Origin of the sequence: Amycolatopsis echigonensis (assembly GCF_002846615.1) — a bacterium.
Lineage (GTDB): Bacteria > Actinomycetota > Actinomycetes > Mycobacteriales > Pseudonocardiaceae > Amycolatopsis > Amycolatopsis echigonensis.
Genome location: NZ_PJMY01000003.1, coordinates 5,014,887 through 5,038,617 on the forward strand (window position 1 = coordinate 5,014,887; position 23,731 = coordinate 5,038,617).

23 protein-coding genes are annotated in these 23,731 nt (G+C 69.3%); 11 read left to right on the top strand and 12 right to left on the bottom strand.

Going from position 1 to position 23,731, the window contains the following annotated elements:
- The first annotated feature begins 75 nt into the window (after positions 1 to 75).
- Positions 76 to 726 carry a DUF998 domain-containing protein gene (locus tag ATK30_RS29085; RefSeq protein WP_101438197.1) on the top strand — a complete coding sequence of 217 codons (651 nt, stop codon included), beginning with the start codon at positions 76 to 78 and terminating at the stop codon, positions 724 to 726.
- On the opposite strand, the gene ATK30_RS29090 is transcribed toward ATK30_RS29085, so the two are convergent.
- On the bottom strand, positions 708 to 1,838 hold the full coding sequence (locus tag ATK30_RS29090; RefSeq protein ID WP_101438198.1) for an MAB_1171c family putative transporter: 1,131 nt from the start codon (positions 1,836 to 1,838) through the stop codon (positions 708 to 710). The two genes, ATK30_RS29085 and ATK30_RS29090, sit on opposite strands and share 19 nt — an antisense overlap.
- A gap of 263 nt (positions 1,839 to 2,101) precedes the next feature.
- Here ATK30_RS29090 and ATK30_RS29095 point away from each other — a divergent pair, with 263 nt between their 5' ends.
- Positions 2,102 to 3,043 carry an NAD-dependent epimerase/dehydratase family protein gene (locus tag ATK30_RS29095; RefSeq protein ID WP_101438199.1) on the top strand — a complete coding sequence of 314 codons (942 nt, stop codon included), beginning with the start codon at positions 2,102 to 2,104 and terminating at the stop codon, positions 3,041 to 3,043.
- A 107-nt stretch (positions 3,044 to 3,150) separates the two neighbouring features.
- Positions 3,151 to 6,558 carry an aminotransferase class I/II-fold pyridoxal phosphate-dependent enzyme gene (locus ATK30_RS29100; RefSeq protein WP_101438200.1) on the top strand — a complete coding sequence of 1,136 codons (3,408 nt, stop codon included), beginning with the start codon at positions 3,151 to 3,153 and terminating at the stop codon, positions 6,556 to 6,558.
- Positions 6,559 to 6,940: 382 nt separating this feature from the next.
- On the opposite strand, the gene ATK30_RS29105 is transcribed toward ATK30_RS29100, so the two are convergent.
- From ATK30_RS29105 to ATK30_RS29120, 4 genes are all read right to left on the bottom strand, one after another.
- A complete protein-coding gene (locus ATK30_RS29105) occupies positions 6,941 to 7,483 on the bottom strand; it encodes a toxin (protein WP_208637440.1) in 543 nt (180 codons plus the stop codon).
- Positions 7,480 to 7,929 (bottom strand): helix-turn-helix domain-containing protein, encoded by a 450-nt coding sequence (locus ATK30_RS29110; protein ID WP_101438201.1) that lies wholly within the window; start codon positions 7,927 to 7,929, stop codon positions 7,480 to 7,482. Before ATK30_RS29110 ends, ATK30_RS29105 begins: the two co-directional genes overlap by 4 nt.
- 500 nt (positions 7,930 to 8,429) lie before the next feature.
- Entirely contained in the window at positions 8,430 to 8,984 is a 555-nt protein-coding gene (locus ATK30_RS29115; protein WP_244194753.1) for an Rv1733c family protein, read from the bottom strand.
- Between the two features lie 564 nt (positions 8,985 to 9,548).
- Complete coding sequence (locus ATK30_RS29120) at positions 9,549 to 9,971, bottom strand: hypothetical protein (protein ID WP_101438203.1); 423 nt, start codon at positions 9,969 to 9,971, stop codon at positions 9,549 to 9,551.
- A gap of 317 nt (positions 9,972 to 10,288) precedes the next feature.
- On the opposite strand from ATK30_RS29120, the gene ATK30_RS29125 reads away from it, so the two are divergent.
- Both ATK30_RS29125 and ATK30_RS29130 read left to right on the top strand, forming a co-directional pair.
- The gene (locus tag ATK30_RS29125) at positions 10,289 to 10,882 is read left to right on the top strand and encodes a GNAT family N-acetyltransferase (RefSeq protein ID WP_244194754.1); all 594 of its coding nucleotides are present in this window, start codon (positions 10,289 to 10,291) and stop codon (positions 10,880 to 10,882) included.
- Entirely contained in the window at positions 10,782 to 11,330 is a 549-nt protein-coding gene (locus ATK30_RS29130) for a TetR/AcrR family transcriptional regulator (RefSeq protein WP_416332925.1), read from the top strand. The genes ATK30_RS29125 and ATK30_RS29130 overlap by 101 nt, the downstream gene beginning before the upstream one ends.
- Here ATK30_RS29130 and ATK30_RS29135 read toward each other — a convergent pair.
- Together ATK30_RS29135 and ATK30_RS29140 are read right to left on the bottom strand one after the other, a co-directional pair.
- Positions 11,327 to 12,061 carry an enoyl-CoA hydratase-related protein gene (locus ATK30_RS29135; protein WP_101438205.1) on the bottom strand — a complete coding sequence of 245 codons (735 nt, stop codon included), beginning with the start codon at positions 12,059 to 12,061 and terminating at the stop codon, positions 11,327 to 11,329. The two genes, ATK30_RS29130 and ATK30_RS29135, sit on opposite strands and share 4 nt — an antisense overlap.
- Positions 12,062 to 13,258: a cysteine desulfurase-like protein gene (locus tag ATK30_RS29140; RefSeq protein ID WP_101441125.1), complete on the bottom strand. Its 1,197-nt coding sequence runs from the start codon at positions 13,256 to 13,258 to the stop codon at positions 12,062 to 12,064. It lies immediately after the preceding gene.
- Between the two features lie 93 nt (positions 13,259 to 13,351).
- Between ATK30_RS29140 and ATK30_RS29145 the strand changes: the two genes are divergently transcribed.
- Both ATK30_RS29145 and ATK30_RS29150 read left to right on the top strand, forming a co-directional pair.
- On the top strand, positions 13,352 to 13,984 hold the full coding sequence (locus ATK30_RS29145; protein ID WP_208637441.1) for a peptide deformylase: 633 nt from the start codon (positions 13,352 to 13,354) through the stop codon (positions 13,982 to 13,984).
- A gap of 87 nt (positions 13,985 to 14,071) precedes the next feature.
- On the top strand, positions 14,072 to 14,896 hold the full coding sequence (locus tag ATK30_RS29150) for an isocitrate lyase/PEP mutase family protein (RefSeq protein WP_101438207.1): 825 nt from the start codon (positions 14,072 to 14,074) through the stop codon (positions 14,894 to 14,896).
- Between the two features lie 895 nt (positions 14,897 to 15,791).
- Here ATK30_RS29150 and ATK30_RS29160 read toward each other — a convergent pair.
- Genes ATK30_RS29160 through ATK30_RS29170 form a run of 3 tightly spaced genes read right to left on the bottom strand, consistent with a single transcriptional unit; the run spans position 15,792 to position 18,909 of the window.
- The gene (locus ATK30_RS29160; protein ID WP_101438208.1) at positions 15,792 to 16,310 is read right to left on the bottom strand and encodes a methylated-DNA--[protein]-cysteine S-methyltransferase; all 519 of its coding nucleotides are present in this window, start codon (positions 16,308 to 16,310) and stop codon (positions 15,792 to 15,794) included.
- Positions 16,307 to 17,788 (bottom strand): AlkA N-terminal domain-containing protein, encoded by a 1,482-nt coding sequence (locus ATK30_RS29165; RefSeq protein WP_101441126.1) that lies wholly within the window; start codon positions 17,786 to 17,788, stop codon positions 16,307 to 16,309. Before ATK30_RS29165 ends, ATK30_RS29160 begins: the two co-directional genes overlap by 4 nt.
- A 50-nt stretch (positions 17,789 to 17,838) precedes the next feature.
- Positions 17,839 to 18,909, bottom strand: a complete 1,071-nt coding sequence (locus ATK30_RS29170) for a VanZ family protein (RefSeq protein WP_101438209.1) — start codon at positions 18,907 to 18,909, stop codon at positions 17,839 to 17,841.
- A gap of 71 nt (positions 18,910 to 18,980) precedes the next feature.
- Here ATK30_RS29170 and ATK30_RS29175 point away from each other — a divergent pair, with 71 nt between their 5' ends.
- On the top strand, positions 18,981 to 19,400 hold the full coding sequence (locus ATK30_RS29175; RefSeq protein WP_101438210.1) for a DUF5709 domain-containing protein: 420 nt from the start codon (positions 18,981 to 18,983) through the stop codon (positions 19,398 to 19,400).
- 33 nt (positions 19,401 to 19,433) lie between these two features.
- Here the strand turns inward: ATK30_RS29175 and ATK30_RS29180 are convergent, their stop codons facing one another.
- Positions 19,434 to 20,318, bottom strand: coding sequence for a DUF3800 domain-containing protein (locus ATK30_RS29180; RefSeq protein WP_167442026.1), 885 nt, complete (start codon positions 20,316 to 20,318; stop codon positions 19,434 to 19,436).
- A 128-nt stretch (positions 20,319 to 20,446) separates the two neighbouring features.
- Between ATK30_RS29180 and ATK30_RS29185 the strand changes: the two genes are divergently transcribed.
- From ATK30_RS29185 to ATK30_RS29195, 3 genes are all read left to right on the top strand, one after another.
- Positions 20,447 to 20,683: a hypothetical protein gene (locus ATK30_RS29185; RefSeq protein WP_101438212.1), complete on the top strand. Its 237-nt coding sequence runs from the start codon at positions 20,447 to 20,449 to the stop codon at positions 20,681 to 20,683.
- A gap of 823 nt (positions 20,684 to 21,506) precedes the next feature.
- The gene (locus ATK30_RS29190) at positions 21,507 to 22,046 is read left to right on the top strand and encodes a sigma-70 family RNA polymerase sigma factor (protein ID WP_101438213.1); all 540 of its coding nucleotides are present in this window, start codon (positions 21,507 to 21,509) and stop codon (positions 22,044 to 22,046) included.
- Positions 22,043 to 22,750 carry an anti-sigma factor family protein gene (locus ATK30_RS29195; RefSeq protein ID WP_101438214.1) on the top strand — a complete coding sequence of 236 codons (708 nt, stop codon included), beginning with the start codon at positions 22,043 to 22,045 and terminating at the stop codon, positions 22,748 to 22,750. Before ATK30_RS29190 ends, ATK30_RS29195 begins: the two co-directional genes overlap by 4 nt.
- A gap of 295 nt (positions 22,751 to 23,045) precedes the next feature.
- On the opposite strand, the gene ATK30_RS29200 is transcribed toward ATK30_RS29195, so the two are convergent.
- Positions 23,046 to 23,729, bottom strand: coding sequence for an alpha/beta hydrolase family protein (locus tag ATK30_RS29200; protein ID WP_101438215.1), 684 nt, complete (start codon positions 23,727 to 23,729; stop codon positions 23,046 to 23,048).
- Positions 23,730 to 23,731 lie beyond the last annotated feature (2 nt).

A 23,731-nucleotide genomic window follows, 5' to 3' on the forward strand; every position in this document is an offset into this window, starting at 1 on the left:
GGCCTTTCCCGCTTGCTCGGTGGGCAGGTGACGGAGCAGGTACAAAGAGTGCACGACTTTCGGGGAGGCCGTGCCATGACCGCTTTCGTGCGCTCTTACCTGTTCCTTCGCCGCGCCATCGGCGTGCTCGGGATCCTGCTGCCGATCGTCGTGATCGTCGGCAAGGAACTGCTCGAGGGCGGCGGCTTGCTCGGCTCGCTGAGCGGCTATTACTACAGCGATCTCCGCAACGTCTTCGTCGGCACGTTGTGCGCGATCGGCGTCTTCCTGATCGCCTACCGCGGGTACGGCCGGGTCGACGACATCGCGGCCAACATCGCGGCGGTCGCGGGCATCGGCGTCGCGCTGTTCCCGACCCAGCCGGTCTCGCCGACGCCCACTGAGCACGCGATCGGGATCGCGCACCTCGTCTTCGCCGCGATTTTCTTCCTCACCCTCGCGTTCTTCTGCCTCTTCCTGTTCACCAAGGACGACGGCGCACCGACGAAGCGCAAACGGTCGCGCAATGTCGTCTATCGGGTGTGCGGCATCGTGATGCTCGCCTGCCTGGTGCTGATCGTGGTCAACGGCCTGTTCTTCAGCGCCGCCACCGCGGCCTTGCATCCGACACTCTGGCTGGAATCGCTCGCGGTGTTCGCCTTCGGTTTCGCGTGGCTGACGAAGGGCCAGACGCTGCTCGGCGATCAGCCGGAGCCCCAGGTCCAGTCTCAGCCGAGCCTGGCGTAAGCCTCGGAAACCTGGGTGAGCCAGGCGACCTCGGCGGCGAACGTCTTCGCGTCGTGGTCGTCGAACGCGCCGTTGTCCTGGCTTTCCGCCGGGGCGACGCCGGACGTCTTCGCCTCCAGGGCCTGGCGGATCTTGCGGGCCTCGGCCAGCGCCTGGTTGCCGTCCGGGGTGTCGGCGCGGTCCATGTACGGCCGCAGCGCGCGCCAGCCGTCGCGGATCTCGATCACCCGGCGGTGCAGCCGGTAGTGCAGGTCCGACCAGCGCCGGTCCGTGTCGCCCTCGGCAGGCGGTTCGAGCGCGATGCCCGGCGACGATTGGTAAAGCGAATGCCACAGCGGGTAAAGCGCGCGATAAGAACGGTAATTGCGCTGCCACCGCGCGACCGACGACACGTGTTCGCCCCACGACGGCATCGTCAGCCCGAATGAGACGATCACGATGCCCAGCGCACTGAAAATCGACGGCGTGATCGCCCACGCACCGAGATGCCAGCCGAGCGCCGGGCTCACGATGTTCACCGCGCGCGTGGCGCAGTAGCAGAACAGCACCACCGCGCCGACCGCGAGCGTCCGCAGCGTCCGGCGCAGCCACACCCTCGAGGTGCTCTTCGCGTACGGCAGGCACTGCAGGTAGATCGTCACGCACGGCACGGCCTGCGAGATGATGAACAGCAGCAGGTAGGTGAGGATCACCGGGTCGCTGCTGCCCACCGCGAAGGCGGCGCCCGGGGTGCCCGGCTTGTTGCCGACGAAGAACAGCACGGTCAGTACGACGAACAGCACCGCGCCGGAAACGATCCACGCCCGGATCTGCGTACGGATTTCCGAGGGCGGATTCGCCCACAGCATCAGCAGGAGCTGCGCGCTGATGCAATACGCGACCGCGGCGAGGTGCAGGATCAGGATCGCCAGGTTGGGGATCCCGAACACCGAGCCGATGCTGAGCGAGAGCGCGCCGAGGGTGAACGTGACGCACTGCAGGATCAGCGTCGTCATCAGCACGATGTAGGCCGGGTCGCGCCACGAGCGGCGCATCGAGAAAAGCTTGTACAGCAATGCCGCGTACGACGAGACCGCCGACAACGAGAACAGGATGATCTTCAGAGTGTTCACTCGCGCCCCCGGACCGGCCTCAGTGCCCGGTGGGCGGAACGGTGTGCGCGGCGGCCTTGGCGGAATCGTTCACGATCGGCGACCATACACCACCTCAAGTGCCGGAACTAGGGCCGGAAAACGGGTTCTGGCCAGGGCGAATTCCGAGTGGATCTCGGTGTCGGCGAGCTGGTCCAGACCGGTCGGGGTGATCTTCCGGTGAACGGCGGGCGGCCAGGTCGTGAACTGCCGCAACGGGATGCGCCCGTCGCTAGGGTGTCGCCATGAGTCTTCAGGTGGTGATCGGATACGGACCGGCGGGGGCGGCCACCGCCGCGTTGCTGGCCGAACGAGGAGAGCGAGTCCGGGTGATCGGCCGTTCGCCCCGGGAGGACGAGCCGGGGCTGGAGCACGTCGCGCTCGACGCCGCCGACCGGGCCGCGCTCACCGAAGCGACCAGGGGAGCGGCGGCGATTTACAGCTGCGCGAGTCCGCCTTATCACCGGTGGGCGACCGATTGGCCGCCGCTGCAGGACTCGATCTGCGCCGCGGCCGAAGCGAACGGCGCGCTGCTGGTGTCGCTGGGCAATTTGTACGGTTACGGTCCGGTCGACGGCCCGCTCACCGAGAATCTGCCGCTCGCGGCCACCGGAACAAAGGGCCGGATCCGGGCAATGCTCTCCGAGCAACTGCACGCATTGCACGACGAGGGCCGTATCCGAGCGGTCGAGGTGCGCGCCTCCGATTTCTTCGGCCCCGGAGTGACCGACGGCGGCCATCTCGCCGCCCGCGTGGTGCCGAACGTACTGCGCGGACGGAAGGTCCAGGTGTTCGGCGATCCGGACGCGCCGCACAGTTGGACGTACATTTCCGATGTCGCGCGCACGCTGGTCGCGGCCGCGCGCGAAGAAAAAGCGTGGGGCAAGACGTGGCATGTGCCGACTGGTCCGCCGCGGTCCGCCCGGGTGATGGTGGCGCTGTTGTGCGAGGCGGCCGGAGTGCCTCCGGTGCCTGTGCAACGCCTTTCCCCGATGTTACTGCGGGCGGGCGCGCTCGTTTCGCCGATGGTGCGCGAGCTGCAGGAGGTCCGGTACCAGTTCGACCGGCCCTACGTCCTCGATTCCCGTGCGGCACAGGAATTGTTCGCTCTCCGGCCGACCCCGGAGAAAGATCAGTTCGCCAGCACCGTGGCCTGGTGGCGTGATCGCTTGGCTACCGTGAGTTGAGGTGTCTGTGCATTCCTCCGCATAATGTCCAATGCCCTTGAAAAACCGGGTAGGAACGGGCAATCTCGGTGTCGACTGGGTGGGAATCGGCACGAGGAAGTCATGCCATGGGGTCTGCTGGATCAGGGTGGGAAGAATCCGAAAATAGCCAGGACATCGCCGTTGTCGGAATGGGATGCCGTTTTCCGGGGGCGCGCAACGTCAACGAGTACTGGGATCTGCTGAGCGAGCCCAAACCGCAGTTTCGGCGGGTGCCGGATTCGCGGTGGCGGCGCGAAGCGTTCTACAACGACGATTTCCGGGACAGCGCCGCGGCCTACTCCGACCGCATGGCGCTGCTGGAGGGGGTCGGCGACTTCGACGCCGGGCACTACAAGATCCCGCCGCGGCGGGCCAAATCGCTCGACCCGCAGCACCGGCTGCTGGTCGACCTGACCCGCGAAGCCCTGCAGGACGCGGGATGGGAGGCCGAGGGGTTCGACCGCGACGACACATCGGTGATCATGTCGCTCAGCGACAGCGGATATCGCGACCTGAGCACGCTGCACCTGCGGATGAAGCAGCTGATCGGCGGCGAGTTCGGCCGGCCGGGCGACCCGGCGATGGCCGAGGCCGCGTCCGCGGTCAGCGGCCTGCACGCCACCGCGATGGCCGGGTTGCTGCTCAACATGGGGCCGAGCACGATCAGCAACGTCTTCGACCTGCACGGCGAGAGCTACGCGCTCGATTCGGCCTGCTCCGGCGGCCTGACGGCGGTGGCGAACGCGGTGTTCGCGCTGCGGGCCGGCCGCTGCCGGATCGCGGTGGCCGGCGGCGCCCAGCTGATCCTGGCCCCGGACCTGTTCGTGGGCCTGTGCCGGATCGGCGCGATCTCGCGCACCGGCGAATGCCGTCCGTTCGACCGCCGCGCCGACGGATTCGTGCTCGGCGAGGGGGCCGGGGTCCTGGTGCTGCGCCCGCTCGCGGACGCCCGGGCGGCGGGAGACCGGGTGTACGCGGTGATCCGCGGCGTCGGGCTGTCCAACGACGGCACCGTCAAGGGCGGCATGATGCCGCAGGAGTCCGGTCAGCTGCTGGCGTTGCGGCGGGCCTACCGGGACGCGCGCGTCGACCCGGCGTCGGTCGGTTTCCTGGAAGCGCACGGCACCGCGACCGCGGTCGGCGACGACGTGGAGATCAGCGCGCTGACCGAGCTGCGCCGCGGCGCGGAGAACCCGGCGTATCTCGGTGCGGCGAAGTCGGTGGTCGGGCATTCCCTTGGCACTGCGGGAATCGCCGGGTTGATCAAGTCCATTTTGTCCGTCCACAAGGGACAGATACTGCCGCAGCCGGATTTCGAACCCGCTGAGCATCTGCCGCTGGGGGACGCCGGGCTGCGGGTGGCCGGCCAGGTCACGCCGTGGGACAGCGACGGACCGCGCCGGGCCGGGGTGAGCGCGTTCGGCTTCGGCGGTTCGAACGTGCACGTCGTTGTCGAAGAGGCGGCAGCGGAAACCGTGCCCGCCGAGACGCCGCGGCTGCTGCTGCTCACCGCGCGGGACCGGGCCGGGCTGGCGCGGCATGCCCGGGAGGTGGCCGAGACGCTCAGCAGGGAGAACCCGCCGCTGGCGGCCGTCGCGGGGACGCTCGCCCGCCGGACGCTCTTCCCGGAGCGGCTCGCGGTAGCCGCGGACGACGTTGCGGGCGCGGTTTCCCAGCTGGTCGCGGCGTCGGTCGCGCTCGAATCCGGACAGGGAGGCGAGCTGGTTCCAGGCGTGTTCGCCGGTGTGGTGTCACCAGGGGAGGAGCCGGTCGAGGACGGCGCACCGGCCGAGTTGGCCCCGCGTGCGGTGACCGGCGTCGGGCTGAGGCCGGTCGCGGACGGCCTGCCGCGCTGCACGCTGCCGCCAAGCCCGCTCAGCCCGCGCCGGCATTGGGTGGTCGACGACGCGAAGCTCGCCAAAGCGCAGACGCTGGAGCCGTTGGGGGCGACCGCGGCACCGGCCGAGGAGACGGAGGAGACGTCCGCGCGGGACGTGCTGGCGGTCGTGCTCGAAGAAGTCGCGCGGACGACGGCGTTTCCGGCCAGCGACCTGTATGCCGGGCAGTTGCTCGTCGACGACCTCGGGTTTGATTCGCTGATGCTCACCGAGTTGGAGGGGCGGCTGCGCAAGCGGTTCCCGGGCCTGCCGCTGGAGGTCGAGCAGTCGGGCGCGCTGACAGTGGGCGCGGTGGCCGGGATGATCGCTCCCGCAACGGCTTTGGCGCCCGCCGCTCCGGTTCCGGCTGTCCCGGATCCAGCTGTTCCGGTTCCGGCGTGGGATCCGGCCAGCGCGGCGATCGAGGAGTTCCCGGAGGCGGCGGCGATCGAGGCGCGGCTGAAGGAGTTCGACGACCTCGGGGTGCCGAATCCGTATTTCCGCAAGCATCAAGGGCCGATGGACGCCACGACGTCGGTGTCCGGCCGGGAGTATTTGTCGTTCTCCAGCTACAACTATCTCGGGCTGGCCGGGCATCCGGCGGTGACCGCGGCGGTGCACGAGGCTGTCGAACGGTACGGGACTTCCGTGTCCGGCAGCCGATTGCTTGCCGGGGACCGGGATTTGTCGCGTGCTTTGGAGACGGAACTCGCCGCGTTCCTCGGGGTCGAGGACAGTCTCGTTCTGGTGAGCGGGCACGCGACGAACGTCGGGGCGATCGGTCATCTGGTCGGGCCGGGAGACCTGATCGTGCACGATTCGCTGGCCCACGACAGCATCCTGCAAGGCTGTGCGCTTTCCGGCGCTACGCGGCAACCGTTCCCGCACAACGACATGGCACGGCTCGAGGACGTGCTGCGCCGGTCGCGGTCGCGATTCCGGCGGGTGCTGATCGTGGTTGAAGGCGTGTACAGCATGGACGGTGACGTCGCTGATTTGCCCGCGCTTATTGAGCTCAAGCGGCGGTATGGCGCGTTGCTGATGGTCGATGAGGCGCACAGCATCGGCACGATGGGGCCGCGGGGCGCTGGGGTAGGCGACCATTTCGCCGTCGATCGTTCCGGGGTCGATCTCTGGATGGGGACGCTGTCCAAGTCGCTGGCCGGGTGCGGGGGGTACCTGGCCGGGTCGGCTCGGACGGTGCGGTGGTTGCGGTATTCGCTGCCCGGGTTTGTTTACAGCGTGGGGATTACTCCGGCCAATGCGGCTGCTTCCCTTGCCGCGTTGCGGGTTATGCGCGAGGAGCCGGAGAGGTTGGTGCGGTTGCGGGGGAATTCCCGGTTGTTCCTGGAGTTGGCGGTGGCGGCGGGGTTGCCTACCGGGTCGGCTGGGGATACGCCGATCGTGCCTTGTGTGGTGGGGGGTTCGGAGATCACGTTGCGGCTGGCTACGGCGTTGTACGAGCGCGGGGTGGTGGTGGATCCGATCCTGTATCCGGCGGTGGAGGAGTCTCAGGCTCGGTTGAGGTTCTTTGTGACCAGTGAGCATCGGGAAGAGCAGTTGAGGTATGCGGTGGGGGTGGTTGGGGAGGAGTTGGGTTTGTTGCGAGAGGGGTGAGCTGCTCGTCGCCTGGCGGCGACATTGCAGGTGGGTGTGTGCGTGGGGCACCCCGAAGCCCGAGTGTGCTGACGGTCTGGGGGTGCTTGTCAAGGCGGGAAAGATGCCTTGACAAGCACCCCCAGACCGCAGGGAGGCTTCGTATCGGGGTGTGGGGGAGGGGCTGGGTGCCTCGAGTGTTGGGTGCGCCGGTGGTGGTTGGGTGGTGGGTGTGCGCGGCTTGTGCGTTTGGTCGCGTGGGGTTCGCGGGTGGCGGTTGGGTGATCGGTTAGCGGCGCAATGTGGCGTTGGGTGGGTTTCACGCGCCGAATGCCGCATTGGGGGGCGGGGCGGTGCCCGGCGGTCCGTGAAGGGGCCCCACGGGCCAAGCCTCGCCAGGCGGCTAGAGGAGCGAGCGCTCGATCCGGTCCATCGGGTTCTCGCCGGCTTTGGGGGTTTCGGCGATGGGTTTCGGCGGCGTGCCCATGCGTTCGGACAGCAGGAAGGCGATGATCTCCGCCTCCTGCTCCTGTGCGTCGTCGTAGGTGGCGCGCATCAGCATGTCTCGGACGATGTCCGGGTCCAGGTTGGGGAACAGCGAGCGGGCGCTCTCGTCGTCTAGGAGACCCGAGCCGCGATGACAGCAGATGATGTGACCCAGCTCGTGCAAGATGATGTGCTCCTGGTGCGCCCCGGTGGTGTTGGCGTCGAAGAAGATCAGGTCCTCGCCTCGCGCGGCTACCCACATGCCGCACGGGTGCGACGCCGGCATCGGGATCGGCACGAGGGTGATCGGCCGTTCGCGGATCTCGCCTAGGCGTGCGCAGAGGGTGGCCAGGTCGTACTTCGGCGGAAGGCCGAGTTCGGCGATCCGCTGGGCGCCTTCGTCGCGCATCCGGCGCAGCTGCTCGCGCCGCTGCGGGGCTTCGGACGGGGTGCCGGTCACTGTGCCGCTTCGTCCGTGACCGGGGGCAGCCCCTGCATCTTGCGGTACTGGTCCATGATCGTGGTGATCGCCTGGAGGTTTTCCTCGCGCATGCCCGCCGCGCGCATCGCGACCGCTCGGACGCCTGCCTGGCGCATCGCCTCCACGGCCGCCAGTTCGGACAGCACCGACCCGGCGACCTCGTCGTCGAAGAAGTACGCGACCGAGACCCCGAAGAACTTCGCCAGTGCGGCCAGCAGCTCCTGAGACGGATTGGTCCGCTTGCCCGTGCGCAGCTGAGACAGGTACACCGCGCCGACCTTCAGCTCCGGCGTCGCCCGCTTCAGTTCGGCTGCCACCTCGGCGTTCGTCCAGTGCTTCCCTTGCGGGCGCACCGTGCGGAAGAGGTCGTCGAGTCTGGAGGCCAGGGTGGGCCGGGCATCCGCCGGCTGAGTGTCTTCGGACATGCTGCTACGCCCCTCCAGTTGCAGCTGATTGCTCTCAGCTAAGGCGACTATCTCAGATTAGCTCACAGTTGACAATCGCCGGAGGGCTCCACAAGACTGTGCCTCAACGAGATAGCTGGTGGCTAACTCGCCACATTCCGGGCAGGGCGGCAGGCGTAGTACCGGCCCGGGGCGACGCTGGGGGTGTCGCTCCGCTCGGTCCGCCGAGGCCGGGCCCGGAGGCAGCAGACGCATCAGCCTGCCTCCGGGCCCGGCGAACTACGTCGTCGCCGGGCCATCGAGATCACGGTGCCAAGAGCAGCGGTCGAGCGCTTGCCGGGGCGTTGAGGAACGTGGGGGTAGTGCGCGCCCGCGCGGTGGGGACCTGGTGCGCGGAACTTCCGGTGAGCGTCGGCTGGCTGAGGTGTCCGCGACGGCCGTCGGACTGGCGGATCCGCGCCATTCGAACGGCCGACCGCGCTAGCCGGAGGAGTTCCGGTGCGGAACTCCCGCCGGAACTGTCAGCGAACCGCTTCCGGCCCGGCGAGCTGCGCCCATTCCTCGGCCCACCGCGCCGCGCGCCGGTGGTCGAGCACTCGTCGCGCCACCCAGAACGCGCCGCCCAGCACTCCGACCGCGCACAGCCAGCAGAAGGCCGCGACGAGCACGCCGTTGGTGACCGCGTCCGCGTGCGTCAGCGGGGCAGTGGTCTGCCTGCCGGTGTCGTCGAGCCAGATGTCGGTGGTCGAGCCCTCGGTCGCGGAAGCGCTGGGCACCGTGATCACGCCGGTCCGCTGCACGCCGTTCGGCGGCTTCCAGACCGCGTTCACGCGCGCGGTGTTGGCGATCGGCGCGCTGTCGCCGACCGAAGCCGCCGGTTGCGTGGCCGTCGTGAGCACCGTGGCGGTGACCTGGTGCCGCGACTGCATCTGCGCGTCCGACGCGGCGGTCTCCGCGGCGATGTCCTCGCTGCCGATCATCATCGCGAAGGGAATCGCGATGAGCGCCAGCAACGTGACGATCCCGGCGAGTACGCCTTCGATCCGATCCGACCGGCGAACGAGCGGGTTGCGCACGGCGCCGAGCCGTCGGAGCAATCGTTTACCAGGGTGTGGTGGTCTGCCTGCCCGAGTCCTGTTCCGCATGACTTCCATGGTCCTCTTTCGCGCGCGCGAGCGCTGTGTCCCGCGCAACGTTTTTCGCGTTTTTCCTGGGGATCCGGTGTGTTTCTGCTTACCTCCGGGCCCGGGGTTTACCCGTGTGGGTGACGACGAGCGGAGGTTTGCCCTGCGAGGGCACGGTTTCGGCCCCGTCGCGGCGCGCGGCGAGTGGTCCAGGCCAATGCCTCACCGGTCCGGCAGGCGTTGCCCGCGTTGATCTTTCGCTCGGCTTGTCCGTGGATGGGTTGCGGTACCGACGGTTCAGCGGCGCAGTCGATCGGCGGATCGTCTGATTCGCACGGTTCACCTTGGCGGGTAAGCGATCTTGTGTCCTCGCGCACTGGACGCTGACGCGACTGTGCGCGGAAAGTTCGCCCGCGGGCCACTGCGGGTTTCCGTCGCGGACGGGCCAGGCTGGTGGGTGTGCCCGGCTGGGAATCGGGCGATTGCCGAGAAACATTCCCGCTATCCGGGAACCATTCAGTCGACCAGCCGAATCGTCGTCGTCGAGCTGTACGAACGACGCCGGGTGATCCCGTGTTCGGCGACGATTCCGAGTTGGATGCTGCGGTCGGCGGGCGCCCAGTAGCCGGTGCGCACGAAATAGCCGTCCATTGTGCAGAGCCGGTTCGCGCTCTTGCGGGAACTGATCGCTTCCCAGCCCCATTGCCGTCCGCTCTCCTCGACGCCGTTGCGCCGCACGTGCAGCCGCGGGTTCCCGATCTCCCGGCAGTACGCGCTGCCGTCCGTGATGTAGAGCACGCCGTCGACCTTGTAGAACCGCTTGCCGTCCAACAGGCTCACCTGGCCGGACAGGGTGAAGTGCACCCTGCCGCCCTGGGCCCCGTCCATCGTCCAGTCGAGGCAGAATTCCTTCGTCGGAACCTCGAGCGACTGGGTCATGGCCGTCTCTCCTTTGCTGCCTGCCGGAGCGTCCAGGAAAATATAAGGAAGAAACGGGTTTACGACAGGTATCGGGAACCGTTTTCACCCAAAGAGGCCCCGTGCACACGCATCGTGGTCAAGCCTCGATTAATCGGTGGAATTACCGCCGATGGGGTATCGCGGACACGATAAGTGAATTATTCGTGCCCGAAACCGGTGGCGGCCCGCCGGTCGCGGAGCCAGCGGGCCGGACAGGTCGTGTCGGCAGCGTGACATCGTCCATGACGCTTGTCATAGTGCTGGCGGTGTGCGACCCTCGGGTTATGACAACTGTCATGACCGCCGTGCGACCGGCCACCGCCGGTTCCGCGGCCGACCTCGTCCGCGCCTGCTCGCCGGAGTCGCTGAGCCGCCGGTTCACCCTCGGCGGCCCGATCGACCCGGAGGCAGTCCTGTCCCGGTACCGGCGTTTCCTCCTCGCTGGCACCGCCCTCGTCGCCGAGGTTTCGGGCGCGCCGGCCGGGCTGCTGAACGCGGTCCCGGAGGAGGGCTCCCGCGTCGAACTGGGGCTGCTCGTCGCCGACCGGTGGCAGCGACGCGGCATCGGTCGCGGCCTGGTGGGGCTGGCCGCTGAGCAGTGGCGAGGCTGGACGCTGCACGCCACGGTGCAGGACGGCAACATCGCTGCGGAAGGATTGCTGCGGGCGTGCGGGTTCCGCTTCGTCCCGGGGTACGGCGGGGAGCACGAGTACGAGCTGACGGTCACGGAGGAGACGCTCGATGACGGAACGGCCGGCGCGCGACCGGATGGTCTTCAGCGCTGCGCAGTTGCTGCGTACGCAGGGCTTGAGCGGCACCGGGATGCGCGAGGTAGTAGCGCATGCCGAAGCGCCGCGGGGGTCGCTGCAGCACTACTTCCCGGGCGGTAAGGAGCAGCTGTTCAGCGAGGCCATCGAGTGGACCGGCCGCCAGGCCGCGCGCCGCGTGACCCGCGCCATGGACTCTCTCGCGGACCCGACGCCGTCCACGCTCTTCGCCGCGGTTGTCGAGTATTGGCGCGCAGAGTTCGTTGAGATCGGCTACGACTACGGCTGTCCACTAGTAGCTACAGTCGCTGACACGGCGGCGTCGAGCGAGCCGCTGCGCGAGCGTGCGAACGACGCTTTCGCACAATGGCGGAAGCCCATCGTGTCCGCGCTACAGGAAATGGGCGTACCGGCGGCGCGCGCTGCTTCATTGGCAGTCTTGATGATCAGCGCGCTTGAAGGGGCCATCGTGCTGGCGCGCGTCGAGCGTTCGGTCGTGGCGCTCGACACCGTGGTCGAAGAGCTAGGTCCAGTTCTCGACGCGGCAGTGGACAAGCGTCGTCGTCGCTAACGCCGGTCGAGCTTCGCGCGCAACGTCGCCACTGTGTCCGGGTCGTGCAGCAGCTCGGCGAAGTGCTTGGACTCCGACTCCATTCGCGCTTCGACGCTCTCGTCGGTGTGGTCGTGCAGCAGCGCGCGCGTCGCCGTCAATGCGCGCGCCGACCGTGCCGCGAGCGTCTCGACGCGTTCCGAAACGCGCTTACGGAGCGCTGTCTCGTCGGGGAGCACCTCGTTGACCAACCCGAGTTGTGCCGCCTCAACCGCAGGCAAGCGTTCTCCGAACAGCAGTAGCTCCGTCGCACGCTGTGGCCCGACTCGGCGCGGCAATGCGTAACTGCTGCCGAACTCCGGCACCAGTCCCAACGGCACGAAGGGGAACTGCAGGTAGCTGCGTTCGGTGGCATAGACGAGGTCGCAGTGCAGCAGCAGGGTCGCACCGATGCCGACAGCGGGACCGTCGACCGATGCGACGACTACTGCCTGCGTCGCGAGCAATGCCTCCTGAAAGACCCGCGCGGGCGTCTTCGTGCGGTCACCGGCTTCGTGCGCGAGGAAGTCGCCGAGGTCGTTGCCCGCGGTGAACGCACCGCCAGCTCCGCTCAGTACAGCGATGGGCGTGCGGACAGCGTCGAAGGCGTCTGCGAGGGCGACGTACATCGCCTTCGTGAGCGCGTTCCGCTTCTCCGGCCGATTGATGGTGATGGTGGTGACCTGTCCGTCGACAGTCGTCTCGATGCTCATTCACAGCTCCGCAACAGCAGCGAGCAGCAGATCGACTTCCGCTGCAGTCGTGTACGGCGCGATGCCAGCGCGTATGGCACCAGTGTCGCCAAGACCGAGATGCCGCGCGCACTCGATGGCGTAGAAGGTCGAAGCAGGCGCGTTGATCCCACGCGCTCCGAGACGCTCGTACACGGCCTGCGGCGTCAGGCCAGTGACTGAGAACAACACTGTCGGCGTACGGCGACGCGTCGGCGAGCCGTAACGGACGACGCGCGGCAGTGCGGCGAGCCCGTCCTCCAACCGCTGCAACAGGGCGTCTTCGTGCTCTTCAAGCGCCGTAAGCGAGGTACGCAAACGTTCGCGACGGCTGCCTTCGCTTGGCACGAGCCCCGCGAGGAAGTCGATAGCCGCGGTAGTGCCCGCGAGAAGCTCGTACGGCAACGTACCCAGCTCGAAACGCTCTGGAACCGCGTTGCTCGACGGCAGCAGCTTGTCCGGCTGCAGTGTCTCCAGAAGATCGGGTGAGGCGGCGAGAAGGCCAAGGTGCGGGCCGAGGAACTTGTACGGCGAGCAGGCGTAGAAGTCCGCGCCCAAGGCGGCGATGTCGACCGGCGCGTGCGGCGTCAAGTGCACGCCGTCCACGTAGCTCAGCGCGCCTGCTTCGCGCACCGCGTCGGTAATCGCCGGGATGTCCGGACGCGTGCCCAGGAGGTTCGAGGCGGCGGTGACCGCGACCAGCCGGGTCCGGTCAGTGAGCAGTTCCGTGATCGATGACGTCGGCAGCTCGCCCGTCTCGGGATCGAAGTCCGCCCAGCGGACAGTCGCGCCGCGAGCTTCGGCAGCCTGCACCCACGGGCGAACGTTCGCGTCGTGGTCCAGGCGGGTCACCACGACCTCGTCGCCCGGGCCCCAGTTCTTCGCGAGAGTACGGGAGAAGTCGTAAGTCACCTGGGTCATGCTGCGCCCGAACACGACGCCCTCCGGACGCGCGCCGAGCAGGTCAGCGACGGCTTGGCGGGCTTCGCGCACGACACCGTCCGCGCGGCGCTCCGCCGCCGTCACGGTGCCGCGGTTCGCGATGGCGGAACAGAGCGTCGAGGACACTGCGTCGCCGACCACGTCCGGGACCTGGGAACCACCGGGTCCGTCGAAGTGGGCAGCGCCGTTCTCGAGCGAGGGGAAGTGCTTGCGGATCGCGTTCACGTCGTAGGCCACGGCTGCCAGCTTGCCTGATCCCCGGGCGAGTGTCGTGCTCCGCGCGGGTGCGATCATGCCGCTGTCCCGTTGCCCTTGGAGAGGGGTTCGCCGGTGCTCGCCGAACAGGTCGAAAAACTGCTCGCCCAGCCGTTGCCGTGGCCGATCGTGCAGGCAGGCGACCCCGTGCTGCGTGCCGCCGCGCGCCCGTACGAGGGCGAACTGAGCGACGAGACGCTGTCCGCGCTGATCGCGGGCATGAAGGAGACCATGCACGCCGCGCCCGGCGTCGGCCTCGCCGCGCCGCAGATCGGCCTGTCGGTCCGGATCGCGGTCGTCGAGGACAGTGCTCGGGAACGTCCGGGGGTCGCCGAATCCACCCTAGCGACCCGCGGGATCGTCCCGCTGCCGTTCCGCGTGCTGGTGAACCCGACATACACCCGAGTGGGCGACGAAACCGCCGCGTTCTTCGAGGGCTGCCTGAGCGTGCACGGCTGGCAGGCCGTCGTCGCGCGAGCCCTGCGGATCCGGCTTCGCGGCACCGACGAAACCGGTGCCGCCCTGGACGAGGAATTGTCCGGCTGGCCAGCGCGAATCGTCCAGCACGAGACGGATCACCTGCACGGCATCCTGTACCTGGACCGAGCCGAACTGCGCTCTCTGTCCACGCACGAGGCCGTCGCCCGCCGCTGGACCCAGCCGACCCCCGCCGACGCCGCTCGCGAACTGGGCTTCGACCTCCCCTGACTCCTTCGGCGCCGGTTTTTGTCGGTGGCCGCTGATACGTTCCTCCGCAGTCGCCCCGCCCGGGGCTTGCCACTGGGGAGGAACCTCGTGAACTCGTTGCAAGACAAGGCAAAACTCTTCCGTGAACTGCACGCGACGGACGTCCTCGTGCTGCCGAACGCCTGGGACGCGGGCAGTGCGGTCGCCATCGAACGCGCCGGCGCCCCAGCGATCGCCACCACCAGCGGCGGCGTCTCCTGGGCCCTGGCCAGAGGCGACGGCCAACACCTCTCCCGCGCCGAAATGCTGTCGGTGATCGCCCAGATCGCCGCGGCCGTAGAAGTCCCGGTCACCGCCGACGTGGAAGGCGGCTACGGCTCAGCTCCCTCGGCCGTCGCCGAAACCGTGACGGGCGTAGTCGAGGCCGGTGCGGTAGGCGTGAACCTGGAAGACTCCCGCGCCGGAACCGCCACCCTCTTCACCCCGGACGAACAGGCAGAACGCTTCACCGCGGCCCGCGCCGCCGCCGCGACGGCCGGTCTCTCGGAGCTGTGGATCAACGCCCGGACGGACGTGTACCTGTTCGGAATCGGCGAACCCGCCGGCCGCTTCGACGACGTGCTGACCCGGGCCCGCGTTTACGCCGAAGCCGGAGCCGACAGCATCTTCGTCCCGGGCCTGGTGGACGTCGAGGTCCTGGCGGAGCTGGCAAAGGTCTCGCCCATCCCGGTGAGCGCCATGGCTGGCCCAGGCGCACCCCCGGTGTCGGACCTGGCAGGGGCCGGAGTGCGCCGGGTGAGCGTGGGAACGGCCATTGCCCAGGCCGCCTACTCCCTGGCCCACCACGCGGCGGCCGAGGTGCTGAACCAGGGGACCTACGGGGAGGTAACGGGCGCACTGGACTTCGGGACGGTTAACGGCTGGTTCAACTGAGGACGGCTGTGGCTGAGGAACTGCTTGGGGCTAACCCTTGCCGGCGCGGCGATCCACGTCGTCCCGCGGGTTGTCGGGGCGGAACGAGCCGGAACCACTCGCCTGCCTTTTGAAACCCTTACGCCCGCCGGGTGCTGCCGCCGCTCAACCGGTCGACCGGCTCCTTGACCGTGCCGCGGGCCGTTCGAGGAGGGTCCCGGGACGAGCCTGGGATTGGAGCCATGCCCAGTCTTCGCAGGGGAGTAGAGCGGCTAGCGAGGAGGAAGTCGACACGGTCGGCGGTGGGAGCGATCGCATGCTTGGCGATCCGTCCCCGGCCGCGGACTTCAGCGGCGCGCCTCGGTGCGCCCCCGTCTGCGGAACTCTCGATGCGGCTGCGGGGTTCCTCGCGCGTGAGCCGGTCGGTGAACTCGTCCGACTCGTCCGAAGTAAGTACCGGAGGCGCGCATCGCGGCCAGCACCTGGGCGCTGAGCGTCTGCGGTTGCAGCGAGTGAGTCGGGTCTGCTCTTGCGGGCGGATTGGGTTGAGCGTGTCGGGTGTGCGTTGTGGAGCGGCCGGGCGAAGCGAGCCGGGCTCGACCGGGCCGGAGAGCAGGACCGAGTGGGTCGGGTCTGGTCTTGCGGGCGGACTGGGTTGAGTGAGTTGGGTGTGGCGTTGCGGACTGCCGGGCGAAGCGAGGCGGGCTCGGCCGGGTAGCCGCGTCGTGCGGGCACGCGGCTCGACCGGGCTGGCACGCCGATCCCGAGACAGGTCGATCGCGCAGGCGGGTCGTGCGTGCAGCCGGGTCGGGCAGGCAGGTCGGGCGGGCAGGCAGGTCGGGCAGGCAGGTCGGGCAGGCAGGTCGGGCAGGCAGAGCGAGGCGAGATGGCGGCTCGAGCCAGCCCGTCCGGTCTCCTAGCCCTGGCTTCGGGTTGGCTCAGCCGGAGCCGATCCTTTCCGTCTGCCGCGCTCAAGCTCCAGCAACCTCCGCTTGCACTCGACCCCAGCCGCGTAGCCGGTCAGCGAGCCGTCGCTGCCCAGCACCCGGTGGCACGGCACCACGATGCCGATGGGGTTCCGGCCGTTCGCCAGGCCGACCGCACGGGACGCCGTGGGGCGGCCGATCGACTCGGCCAGCTCTCGGTAGGTCGTCGTCTCGCCGTACGGGATCTGCAGGAGCGCCCGCCACACCGTCTCTTGGAAAGGAGTGCCGCTGAAAGCTAACGGAAGGTCGAACTCGACCCGGTCGCCGGCGAAGTACTCGTTCAGCTGACGCGTCGCCGCGACAAACGGGCGGTCGTCCCGGTCGCCGAAGGCGGCGCGTGGCGGGCGGTACTGCTCGTCGCCGATGTACAGGCCGGCCAGGCCGCCGTCGCGGGCCATGAGGGGCAGCGGGCCTTCGGGACTGTCGATGACGGTGTGCACCACGGTCATGCCGATTCCTCCTCGGGAATCCGGTTGATCGGGTGGTCGCCGGTAGCCCAGAGGTGTTGGACCGCGTACGCGCGCCATGGCTGCCACCGGGTGGCGTGTGCGATCAAGGCGGCTGGACTCGTTGGCAGGCCTAGGGTTTCGGCGGCGATCTTCACGCCCAGGTCGGTCGCGACGAAGGCGTCCGGATCGCCGAGGGCGCGCATGGCGATGCTCTCGACCGTCCACGGGCCGAAACCGGGCAGCGCGGCCAGTTGCGCGCGGGCGTGGACCCAATCGCCGCCGGCGGTCAGGTCGACGTCGCCGGAGACCAGGGCCGACACGAGGCCGAGCAGGGTCGCGCGGCGGGACTTCGGCATGGCCAGCGTTTCCGGGTCCAGGTCGGCCAGGTCCTCGGGCGACGGGAACAGGTGCGTCAGGCCGCCTTCCCGGTCCTCGATCGGGGTGCCGTGCGCAAGCACCAGGCGTGCTGCGTGGGTGCGGGCGGCCGCGGTCGAGACCTGTTGGCCGAGGACGGCTCGCACGGCGAACTCGGCTCCGTCGGTCGTGCGCGGGACGCGTCTGCCGGGAGCGGCGGCCACCAGGGGAGCGAGGGTCGGGTCGGCGGCGAGCTGGTCGTCGACGGCCACTGGGTCGGCGTCGAGGTCCAGCAGCCAGCGGCAACGGCTGATCGCGGCGGCCAGGTCGCGCAGGTCGGTCAGGCTCAGGCGGCACGCGACGTGGTCCGGCTCCGGGCGGAGCGACACCACGCCGTGGCCGTGCGGCAGTCGCAGGGTGCGGCGGTAAGCGCCGTCGCGCCATTCCTCGACGCCCGGGACCGCGGTGGCGATCAGGTGCCCGAACAGGTTGTCCGGGCACAGCGGCCGCCGGAACGGGAGCCGCAGCGACAGCACGCCCGGCGACTTGGTCCGTTTGCCGCCGCGGACGCGCGAGCGCAGTTCGCTCGGCGTCAGGGCGAAAACTGCCCGTACGGTTTCGTTGAACGTCCGGATGCTGGAGAACCCGGCGGCGTGCGCGATATCGCTCATCGGCATCGTGGTGGTTTCGATCAGCAACCGGGCGGTCTCGGCGCGCTGAGCCCGGGCGAGTGCGAGCGGGCCCGCGCCCAGTTCGGCCTGCACCTGGCGTTCCACCTGCCGGACGCTGTACCCCAGCCGATCGGCCAGGCCCTGCACGCCTTCCCGGTCGACGACCCCGTCGCCGATCAGGCGCATCGCGCGCGCCACGACGTCGGCGCGCTCGTTCCACTGCGGCGAACCGGGTGACGCGTCAGGTCGGCAGCGTTTGCAGGCACGGAATCCGGCGGCCTGCGCGGCGGCCGCGCTGGGGTAGAAGCGCATGTTCTCGACCTTGGGCGGCACCACCGGGCAACTCGGCCGGCAGTAGATCCGCGTCGTCAGCACCGCGGTGAAGAACCACCCGTCGAACCGGTCGTCCTTCGACTGCACCGCGCGGACACAGCGTTCGGTCTCCTCGTACACGCCGACCAGTCTGCCCCGCCCCGCGCGCGAAACCTCGCGAAAAAACGACATCACCCTGGCGGGGCAACTGGCTCCCGATCCGCCGCCCTCGTGTCGACGACGGACAACCCGCACGCCAGCCCGGTCAGGCCCCGATGTCCCCGCGTGAAGACCATGAACACCAGATGCGCCAGCAGCCACAGCGACGTCCACCCGGAATTCAAACCGACCAGGATGAAGTAGCCGCCCGAACCGACCAGGAACCGAACGATCGACTGGAGCATTGACGGTGGCCGCCCGTCCTCGCGCACCATCGTCAGCAGAACGGCGCATTGACCAGGCGTCGCGCCGTTGCCCGCCAGCGGCACGAACAACAGCAGAACCGCGGTGGGCACCCATCGGCCGAGGACGTCGTCGATCAGCGTGTTGTTCTGCAGCGTGCCCTTCGTGACGTACTGGACCGCGAGCGCGATCGTGCTCAGCACGACACCCGCCAGCGTGACCGAGATCAGATCGAGCACCATGCCCAGCAGCCGCCGCCGAGCCAGGACTGGACGCGGTTCGTCCGGACGCAGCCGTCCGGAACGGCGCACCACGGGCGCGAGCAGCGCGCCGATCCCCGCGCCGACGGTGTTGGAGAGCAGGTCGCCGGTGTCGAACAGCCGGTACGGGCACTCCATCAGGAACCACCCGCCGGTCAGCTGGGTCGTTTCGATGGCAAGCGACACCAAGAACCCGCTGACGATGGCGAATCCGACGCTCCGCCCGAACAAACGCCGCAGGAACACGCCCCACGGCACGAAGAACGCGACGTTGAACAACACCTGCCGCAGCGCCGGATTATCGAGCAATCCAGTGTCGAACTGCCGCATGTCTTCCAGGAACTGGAGCGGATTCCACACCGGGTGCCGAAGCGCTTCGTGCGTCGCGCAGTACGCGGCGTCGACGTTCGGCAACGGCAGCAGCGTGTAGGTGACCAGCGCGAAGCAGTACACGAGGAAGGCCGGTGCCGCGATCGCGCGCAGCAGACCGAGCTCGCCGCGTTTGCGATAGCTGATCGCGACATACGGAACCACCAGAACGAACGCCAGCCCGAATCCGGCGAACACGGCGATCAGCGTGGGCCCGCTCCACTGAGTCATCGTTCCTCCACCCTACGTGCGCGCAGAGGCTAGCGGGCGGCAGTAGCCTGGGCACGCGGGAAGGAGGAGCAGTGGACGACGACATCGAAGACAACGCCGACACCGGCTTGCTGGATCCGGAGGACACCCTGGAGGAGGGCGATCCTTACGACGAGGGCTACTCGCCGCCGGAACGTCCACTCGCGACTCGCGACTGGGGCACCACCGCCTCCGAAGAAGCCACCGGGGAAAGCTGGGCGGGCAGGCTGGCCCGCGAACTCCCGGACATCCGCGCGACTGACGGCGACGGCCTGGGCGACACCGAAGACACCGACGGCGAACTCGTCGATGACGAGGTCGGCGACTTCCGCGCGGGGCGCCTGGTTGCCTCGAACGCAGGCTTCGGCCCGGAAACCGAGGCCGAGTTGTATGCCTCGGACATCGGCATCGACGGTGGTGCGGCCTCAGCGGAGGAAGCGGCGGTACACGTCGTCAACCCGCGGGATTTGTGACCTTTCTGCTGGGCACTTCAAGCCTGTGTGCCGCTAGTCCGCTGGATCCCCGATCCAGACCGAGGCCGGAAGCACGTACGGCCGCAGCAGCGTGACCAGATCCGCGTCCCCGCCGCCGTGCAGGGTCTCTTCGGTCAGCCTGCGGGCGACTCCGGCCAGGAAATCGGCTATCTGGACCCGCGGTTCGGACTTCGAGTCGACGAATCGCCACTGCGGCACCGGATCGATCAGCTGCGCGAGCCGCGCCGGGGTGAGGGACGGCTGCTCGTCGTGGATGACCTTGTCCGGACGCCAGAACGCGATCGTGTCGGCGAGGGCGGGCATCAACGGATCGAGCGGCGAGACGAGGCCGGGGTCGGCGAGAAGCTGGTCGCGCAGAGCAGTCAGTCGCGGGCGAGCCGCAACCCAATCGCCGAGGACGTCCGTCTGGGCGAAGAAGCGAGCAGGCGTGGTCGCGGGGAGACGGCGGTTCGAAGTCCGCAGCAGTCCGGTGAACGAGCGCAGGAATTCGGACCAGCGGCAGGTGCCGTGGATACGCGGGCCGTCTCGGTGCAAGGCGCGGGCGCGGGCGTCCGGACGGCACCGCAGGCATTCCGGGTACGGGGTCTGGTCGATGAGAAGGTCGACGATTTTGCCCGCCAGGAACAGGGCTTTGTCGACGAGCAGCACGCTGGCGTTGTCGGCGAGAGGCTCGGTGAGCAGCCATTCCAGCGCGGCGCGGTTCTTGGCGCGCAGGAGGTGGTTGGCTTTGTACTCGAGCGCGGGTGAACCGATGAGTTCCCTCAGCCGCGTAACACATTCCGCGGCGGCCTCGGGTTCCAGCCGGACCGCGGCGTGCGCGAATACCGCGGTGTTCGCCCCGATCAGGTTCACGCCCTCCGAACCGGACTCGTCGCACGCGATCGTCGGCGGCCGCACGAAATCGGATCCTGCCAGACCCGCGAAACGAGAGCGACCCCATTTCTCCAGGGAACCCCTGAGGTGAATTCCCGGATGTGCCGGAGGCCCCGGAAGTTTCACCATGAGAGGGACGGAGGGAGCCGGTCATGGTGCTCGTCGAGGAGGACGTACACGCACTGGACGACGTCCGGCGCGGGCTGGTGGTGGTCCACAACGGATTCGCCGGGGAGTGCTACCTGTGGTCGGTCGGCGGGCGGGTTCCGCTGTGGGAAACGCAGGCGATGGACCGGCTGCGCCGCCGGGGACTGGTGAGAATCGCCCGCCGCCGGGGCGCACCGGCGAGCCCGGTCGTGCTGACGGATCTCGGAGCCGCTGCCGCCTGAGTCCTTTGTGGACTGACGGGTCGCTGAACGGCCGCGCTGACCTTGGGATGAGATGTGCGCGGCGGCGTCCGGTGCTGGTGGTCATTGGTGTGGGTTCCCGACCCGGCTCGCGAGGCTGCCACCATATCCGCACGCGTTCGCTGGCGTGACGGCTGGCGGTGGCTGGCGAGCTTCGGGACAACGGCCACGGGCAGCCTCAGCGCACCGGCACGAACCTCGCCGTTCGCCAGGCACGGAGCGCAACGGGCCCAAGGTGCCCCGGAGCCGCCGGGAGGGCGGTGTGCGCAGCGCTCCCGGCGGCTCCAGGGCGGTCGGGCGGCCGGAGCGGTGATCCCAGTGCACGGCACCGGCGTGCGCCGACCTGGTGAGCAAGCCTTCCGGCCGGATCGATTTCGAACTTAGCCCAGGTCCGGGGCCTGGAGGCGGTGTGTTCCCCGATCGTGTCGGCGGAACCACGCTGGTGGGCGGGTATCGATCGGGGAAGCGGCACCCATCGCGGAAGCCGCACCGGCCAGGCAGCGGCGACAGACCGGGAACTGCACCGATCGGGCGAGCGACCCGAGCGGACAGCGGCCTCCAGCGCGAAGGGCGGAGGAACCGGCAGAGCTCGGCGGCGGACTGAAGCGGCTTCGTGACCGGTGCGGTGCTGGGCGGGGAGTGGCAGTCCTCGGCTGCGATAGGAAGCGGGTTCGTGATGGGACCCGCACCAGGGGGGGCGATTCGGTTGCGGAACGGATCGGCACCGTGACCAAAGCGGCACCGGCAGGAAGCGATACACCTCCGCTGCGGGACAATCGGCCCCGATCGGGAGGATGATCGGGGCATGGCCGGGTTCAGGGCCCGTCACCGGCGGGCGGTTGCGGACGAGGCGCTGGTCCGCGCGCTTTTCGAGGAGCACGGGCGGGCGATGCTCGCTTACGCCACGCGGTTGCTCGGCGACCGCGCGGCGGCGGAGGACGTGGTGCAGGAGGCGCTGGTCCGCGCGTGGCGCAGTCCGGACAGCCTGGTCAACGGGCGCGGGTCCGTGCGCGGGTGGTTGCTGACCGTGGTGCGGAACCTGGTGATCGACCGTTTCCGGGCGAAGGAGGCGCGGCCGCAGGAGGTCGCCGAGTCGCCGGCGGGTGTGCCGGTCGAGCGGGACCATGCCGATCAGGTCGTCGACTCGATGGTGGTGCTCGCGGCACTCGACGGGCTTTCTCCGGAGCATCGCGAGGTGCTCGAGCAGATGTATCTGCAGGGGCGCAGTGTCGCGGAAGCGGCTGAGCGGCTCGGGATTCCCCCGGGCACGGTCAAATCCCGCTCGTATTACGGGCTGCGGGCGTTGCGGGAAGAGTTCCGGCGAGCGGAAGGGGTGGCCGGATGAACACAGCCGACGAGCACGTCGACCTGGCGGGATACCTGACCGGTCAGCTCGGGTCGGGCGAGCAGCGCGACGTCGAGGCGCATCTGGACGGCTGCGAGCGGTGCCGGGCCGAGGCCGCGTCCCTGCGGGAGGTGCAAAGTTTCCTCGGCGAGCTGCCGCCGGAGGCCTTGCTGGACGGACCGCCGGTGGGAGCGGACCTCGTGATGCAGCGGACCGTGAACCAGGTGCGGGCCGAGGCACGCGCGCAAGCCGGGCGGGGACGGTCGATGGCTATCGTCGCCGCGGTCGTGGTGGCTGCGGTCGTGTTGGGCGTCGGGGTGATGGTGGGGCGCAGTTCGTCCGGGCCCGAAGTGGCGGTGCCGACCACGCCGCCGCCGTCGACCAGTGCGGTTCCTGGCACGAAGGTGGTGTCCGGCGCGGACGCCAGCGGGCAGACCCGGCTGACCGCGAGCATCGTGCCGGAACCCGGCTGGGTCCGCGTGGACGGTTCGGTGAAGGGCATCCCCGCCGGGCAGAAATGCCTTCTCGTCGTCCTCGGCAAGAACGGCGAGCGCCAGGTCGCGGGCGGCTGGATGGTGTCGGAACGAGCGGCCCGGGACGGCGCGAACCTCTACGGCACGGCGGTCGTCGACCCGGCACAGGTGGCGGCGGTGGTCATCGAGAACACCGCCGGGCACCGGTTCGTCGAGGCGGACGTCAGCTGAACCACCGGCAGGGCTGGCACGGGTCAACCGGGCGGATGTGCTGACCGGGCGTTGCGGCGGACCGCTGGTCGGGCCGTGCGCGGGCGGGCTGCTGCTAGCTGATGCGTCGGGGCGAGTGATCTGCGGTGGGTCGGCTGGATTGATCGGGCAGCGGTGGCCTGCCGGGGTGCGGCGTTAGCTGAACCGCTGGTTGGGCCGTGCGCGGGCGGACTGCTGCTAGCTGATGCGTCAGGCGAGTGATCTGCGGTGGGTCGGCTGGATTGATCGGGCAGCCGTGGCCTGCCGGGGTCCGGTGTTAGCTGAACCGCTGGCCGAGCCATGCGCGGGCGGACTGCCATGGCTCGTCGGCCGGGTCGATCAGGCGGAAGTGGTCGACGCCGGGAAGCTCGACGTAGTCCACGTCGTCACCTGCCGCTTTTGCCGCGGCCACGTAGTCGCGGCTGTGCGCCACCGGGACCCGGACGTCGGCGTCGCCGTGGACGACCAGTTGCGGGCAGCCGATCGGGAGTTGCCGGACCGGCGACGCCGCCGGGTCGTCGCCGGTCAGGAACAGGCCAGCGGCGCCTTCGCCCAGTTCTTCGGTCCGGGCGCGCGGGACGTCGGTGATCGGAGCCAGTGCGACGACGCCGGAGAGCGCGCCGCCGGCCAGCAGGGCCAGGTGTCCGCCCGCGGAGTGTCCGATCGCGACTGTCGGCAGCGCGGCCGGACGTTCGACGGCGGCGATCGCCGCTCGGACGTCGTCGAGGGTTTGCGGCCAGCCGCCGGTGTCGCCGTCGATCCGCCGGTATTCGACGTTCGCCACGTACCAGCCGGCGGCGACGAGGTCGGCGGCCATCGGGTCGAGCTGGTGCAGGTCGTGCCGGGCGCGCCACCATCCGCCATGCAGCAGGATCGCGGTGCCCCGTCCGCCCGGGGTCCCGTGGAGTTCGACGAACTGGCTGGGCTCGGTGCCGTAGCGGCGGGTTTCCATGCTGGTCATTA

Bases quoted from the DNA above. Each gene is read 5' to 3' on its own strand.
- ATK30_RS29085 (WP_101438197.1), top strand. From the start codon at position 76: ATGACCGCTTTCGTGCGCTCTTACCTGTTCCTTCGCCGCGCCATCGGC.
- ATK30_RS29095 (WP_101438199.1), top strand. From the start codon at position 2,102: ATGAGTCTTCAGGTGGTGATCGGATACGGACCGGCGGGGGCGGCCACC.
- ATK30_RS29100 (WP_101438200.1), top strand. From the start codon at position 3,151: ATGGGGTCTGCTGGATCAGGGTGGGAAGAATCCGAAAATAGCCAGGAC.
- ATK30_RS29110 (WP_101438201.1), bottom strand. From the start codon at position 7,929: ATGTCCGAAGACACTCAGCCGGCGGATGCCCGGCCCACCCTGGCCTCC.
- ATK30_RS29120 (WP_101438203.1), bottom strand. From the start codon at position 9,971: ATGACCCAGTCGCTCGAGGTTCCGACGAAGGAATTCTGCCTCGACTGG.
- ATK30_RS29125 (WP_244194754.1), top strand. From the start codon at position 10,289: ATGACCGCCGTGCGACCGGCCACCGCCGGTTCCGCGGCCGACCTCGTC.
- ATK30_RS29135 (WP_101438205.1), bottom strand. From the start codon at position 12,061: ATGAGCATCGAGACGACTGTCGACGGACAGGTCACCACCATCACCATC.
- ATK30_RS29160 (WP_101438208.1), bottom strand. From the start codon at position 16,310: ATGACCGTGGTGCACACCGTCATCGACAGTCCCGAAGGCCCGCTGCCC.
- ATK30_RS29170 (WP_101438209.1), bottom strand. From the start codon at position 18,909: ATGACTCAGTGGAGCGGGCCCACGCTGATCGCCGTGTTCGCCGGATTC.
- ATK30_RS29185 (WP_101438212.1), top strand. From the start codon at position 20,447: ATGGTGCTCGTCGAGGAGGACGTACACGCACTGGACGACGTCCGGCGC.
- ATK30_RS29190 (WP_101438213.1), top strand. From the start codon at position 21,507: ATGGCCGGGTTCAGGGCCCGTCACCGGCGGGCGGTTGCGGACGAGGCG.
- ATK30_RS29195 (WP_101438214.1), top strand. From the start codon at position 22,043: ATGAACACAGCCGACGAGCACGTCGACCTGGCGGGATACCTGACCGGT.
- ATK30_RS29200 (WP_101438215.1), bottom strand. From the start codon at position 23,729: ATGACCAGCATGGAAACCCGCCGCTACGGCACCGAGCCCAGCCAGTTC.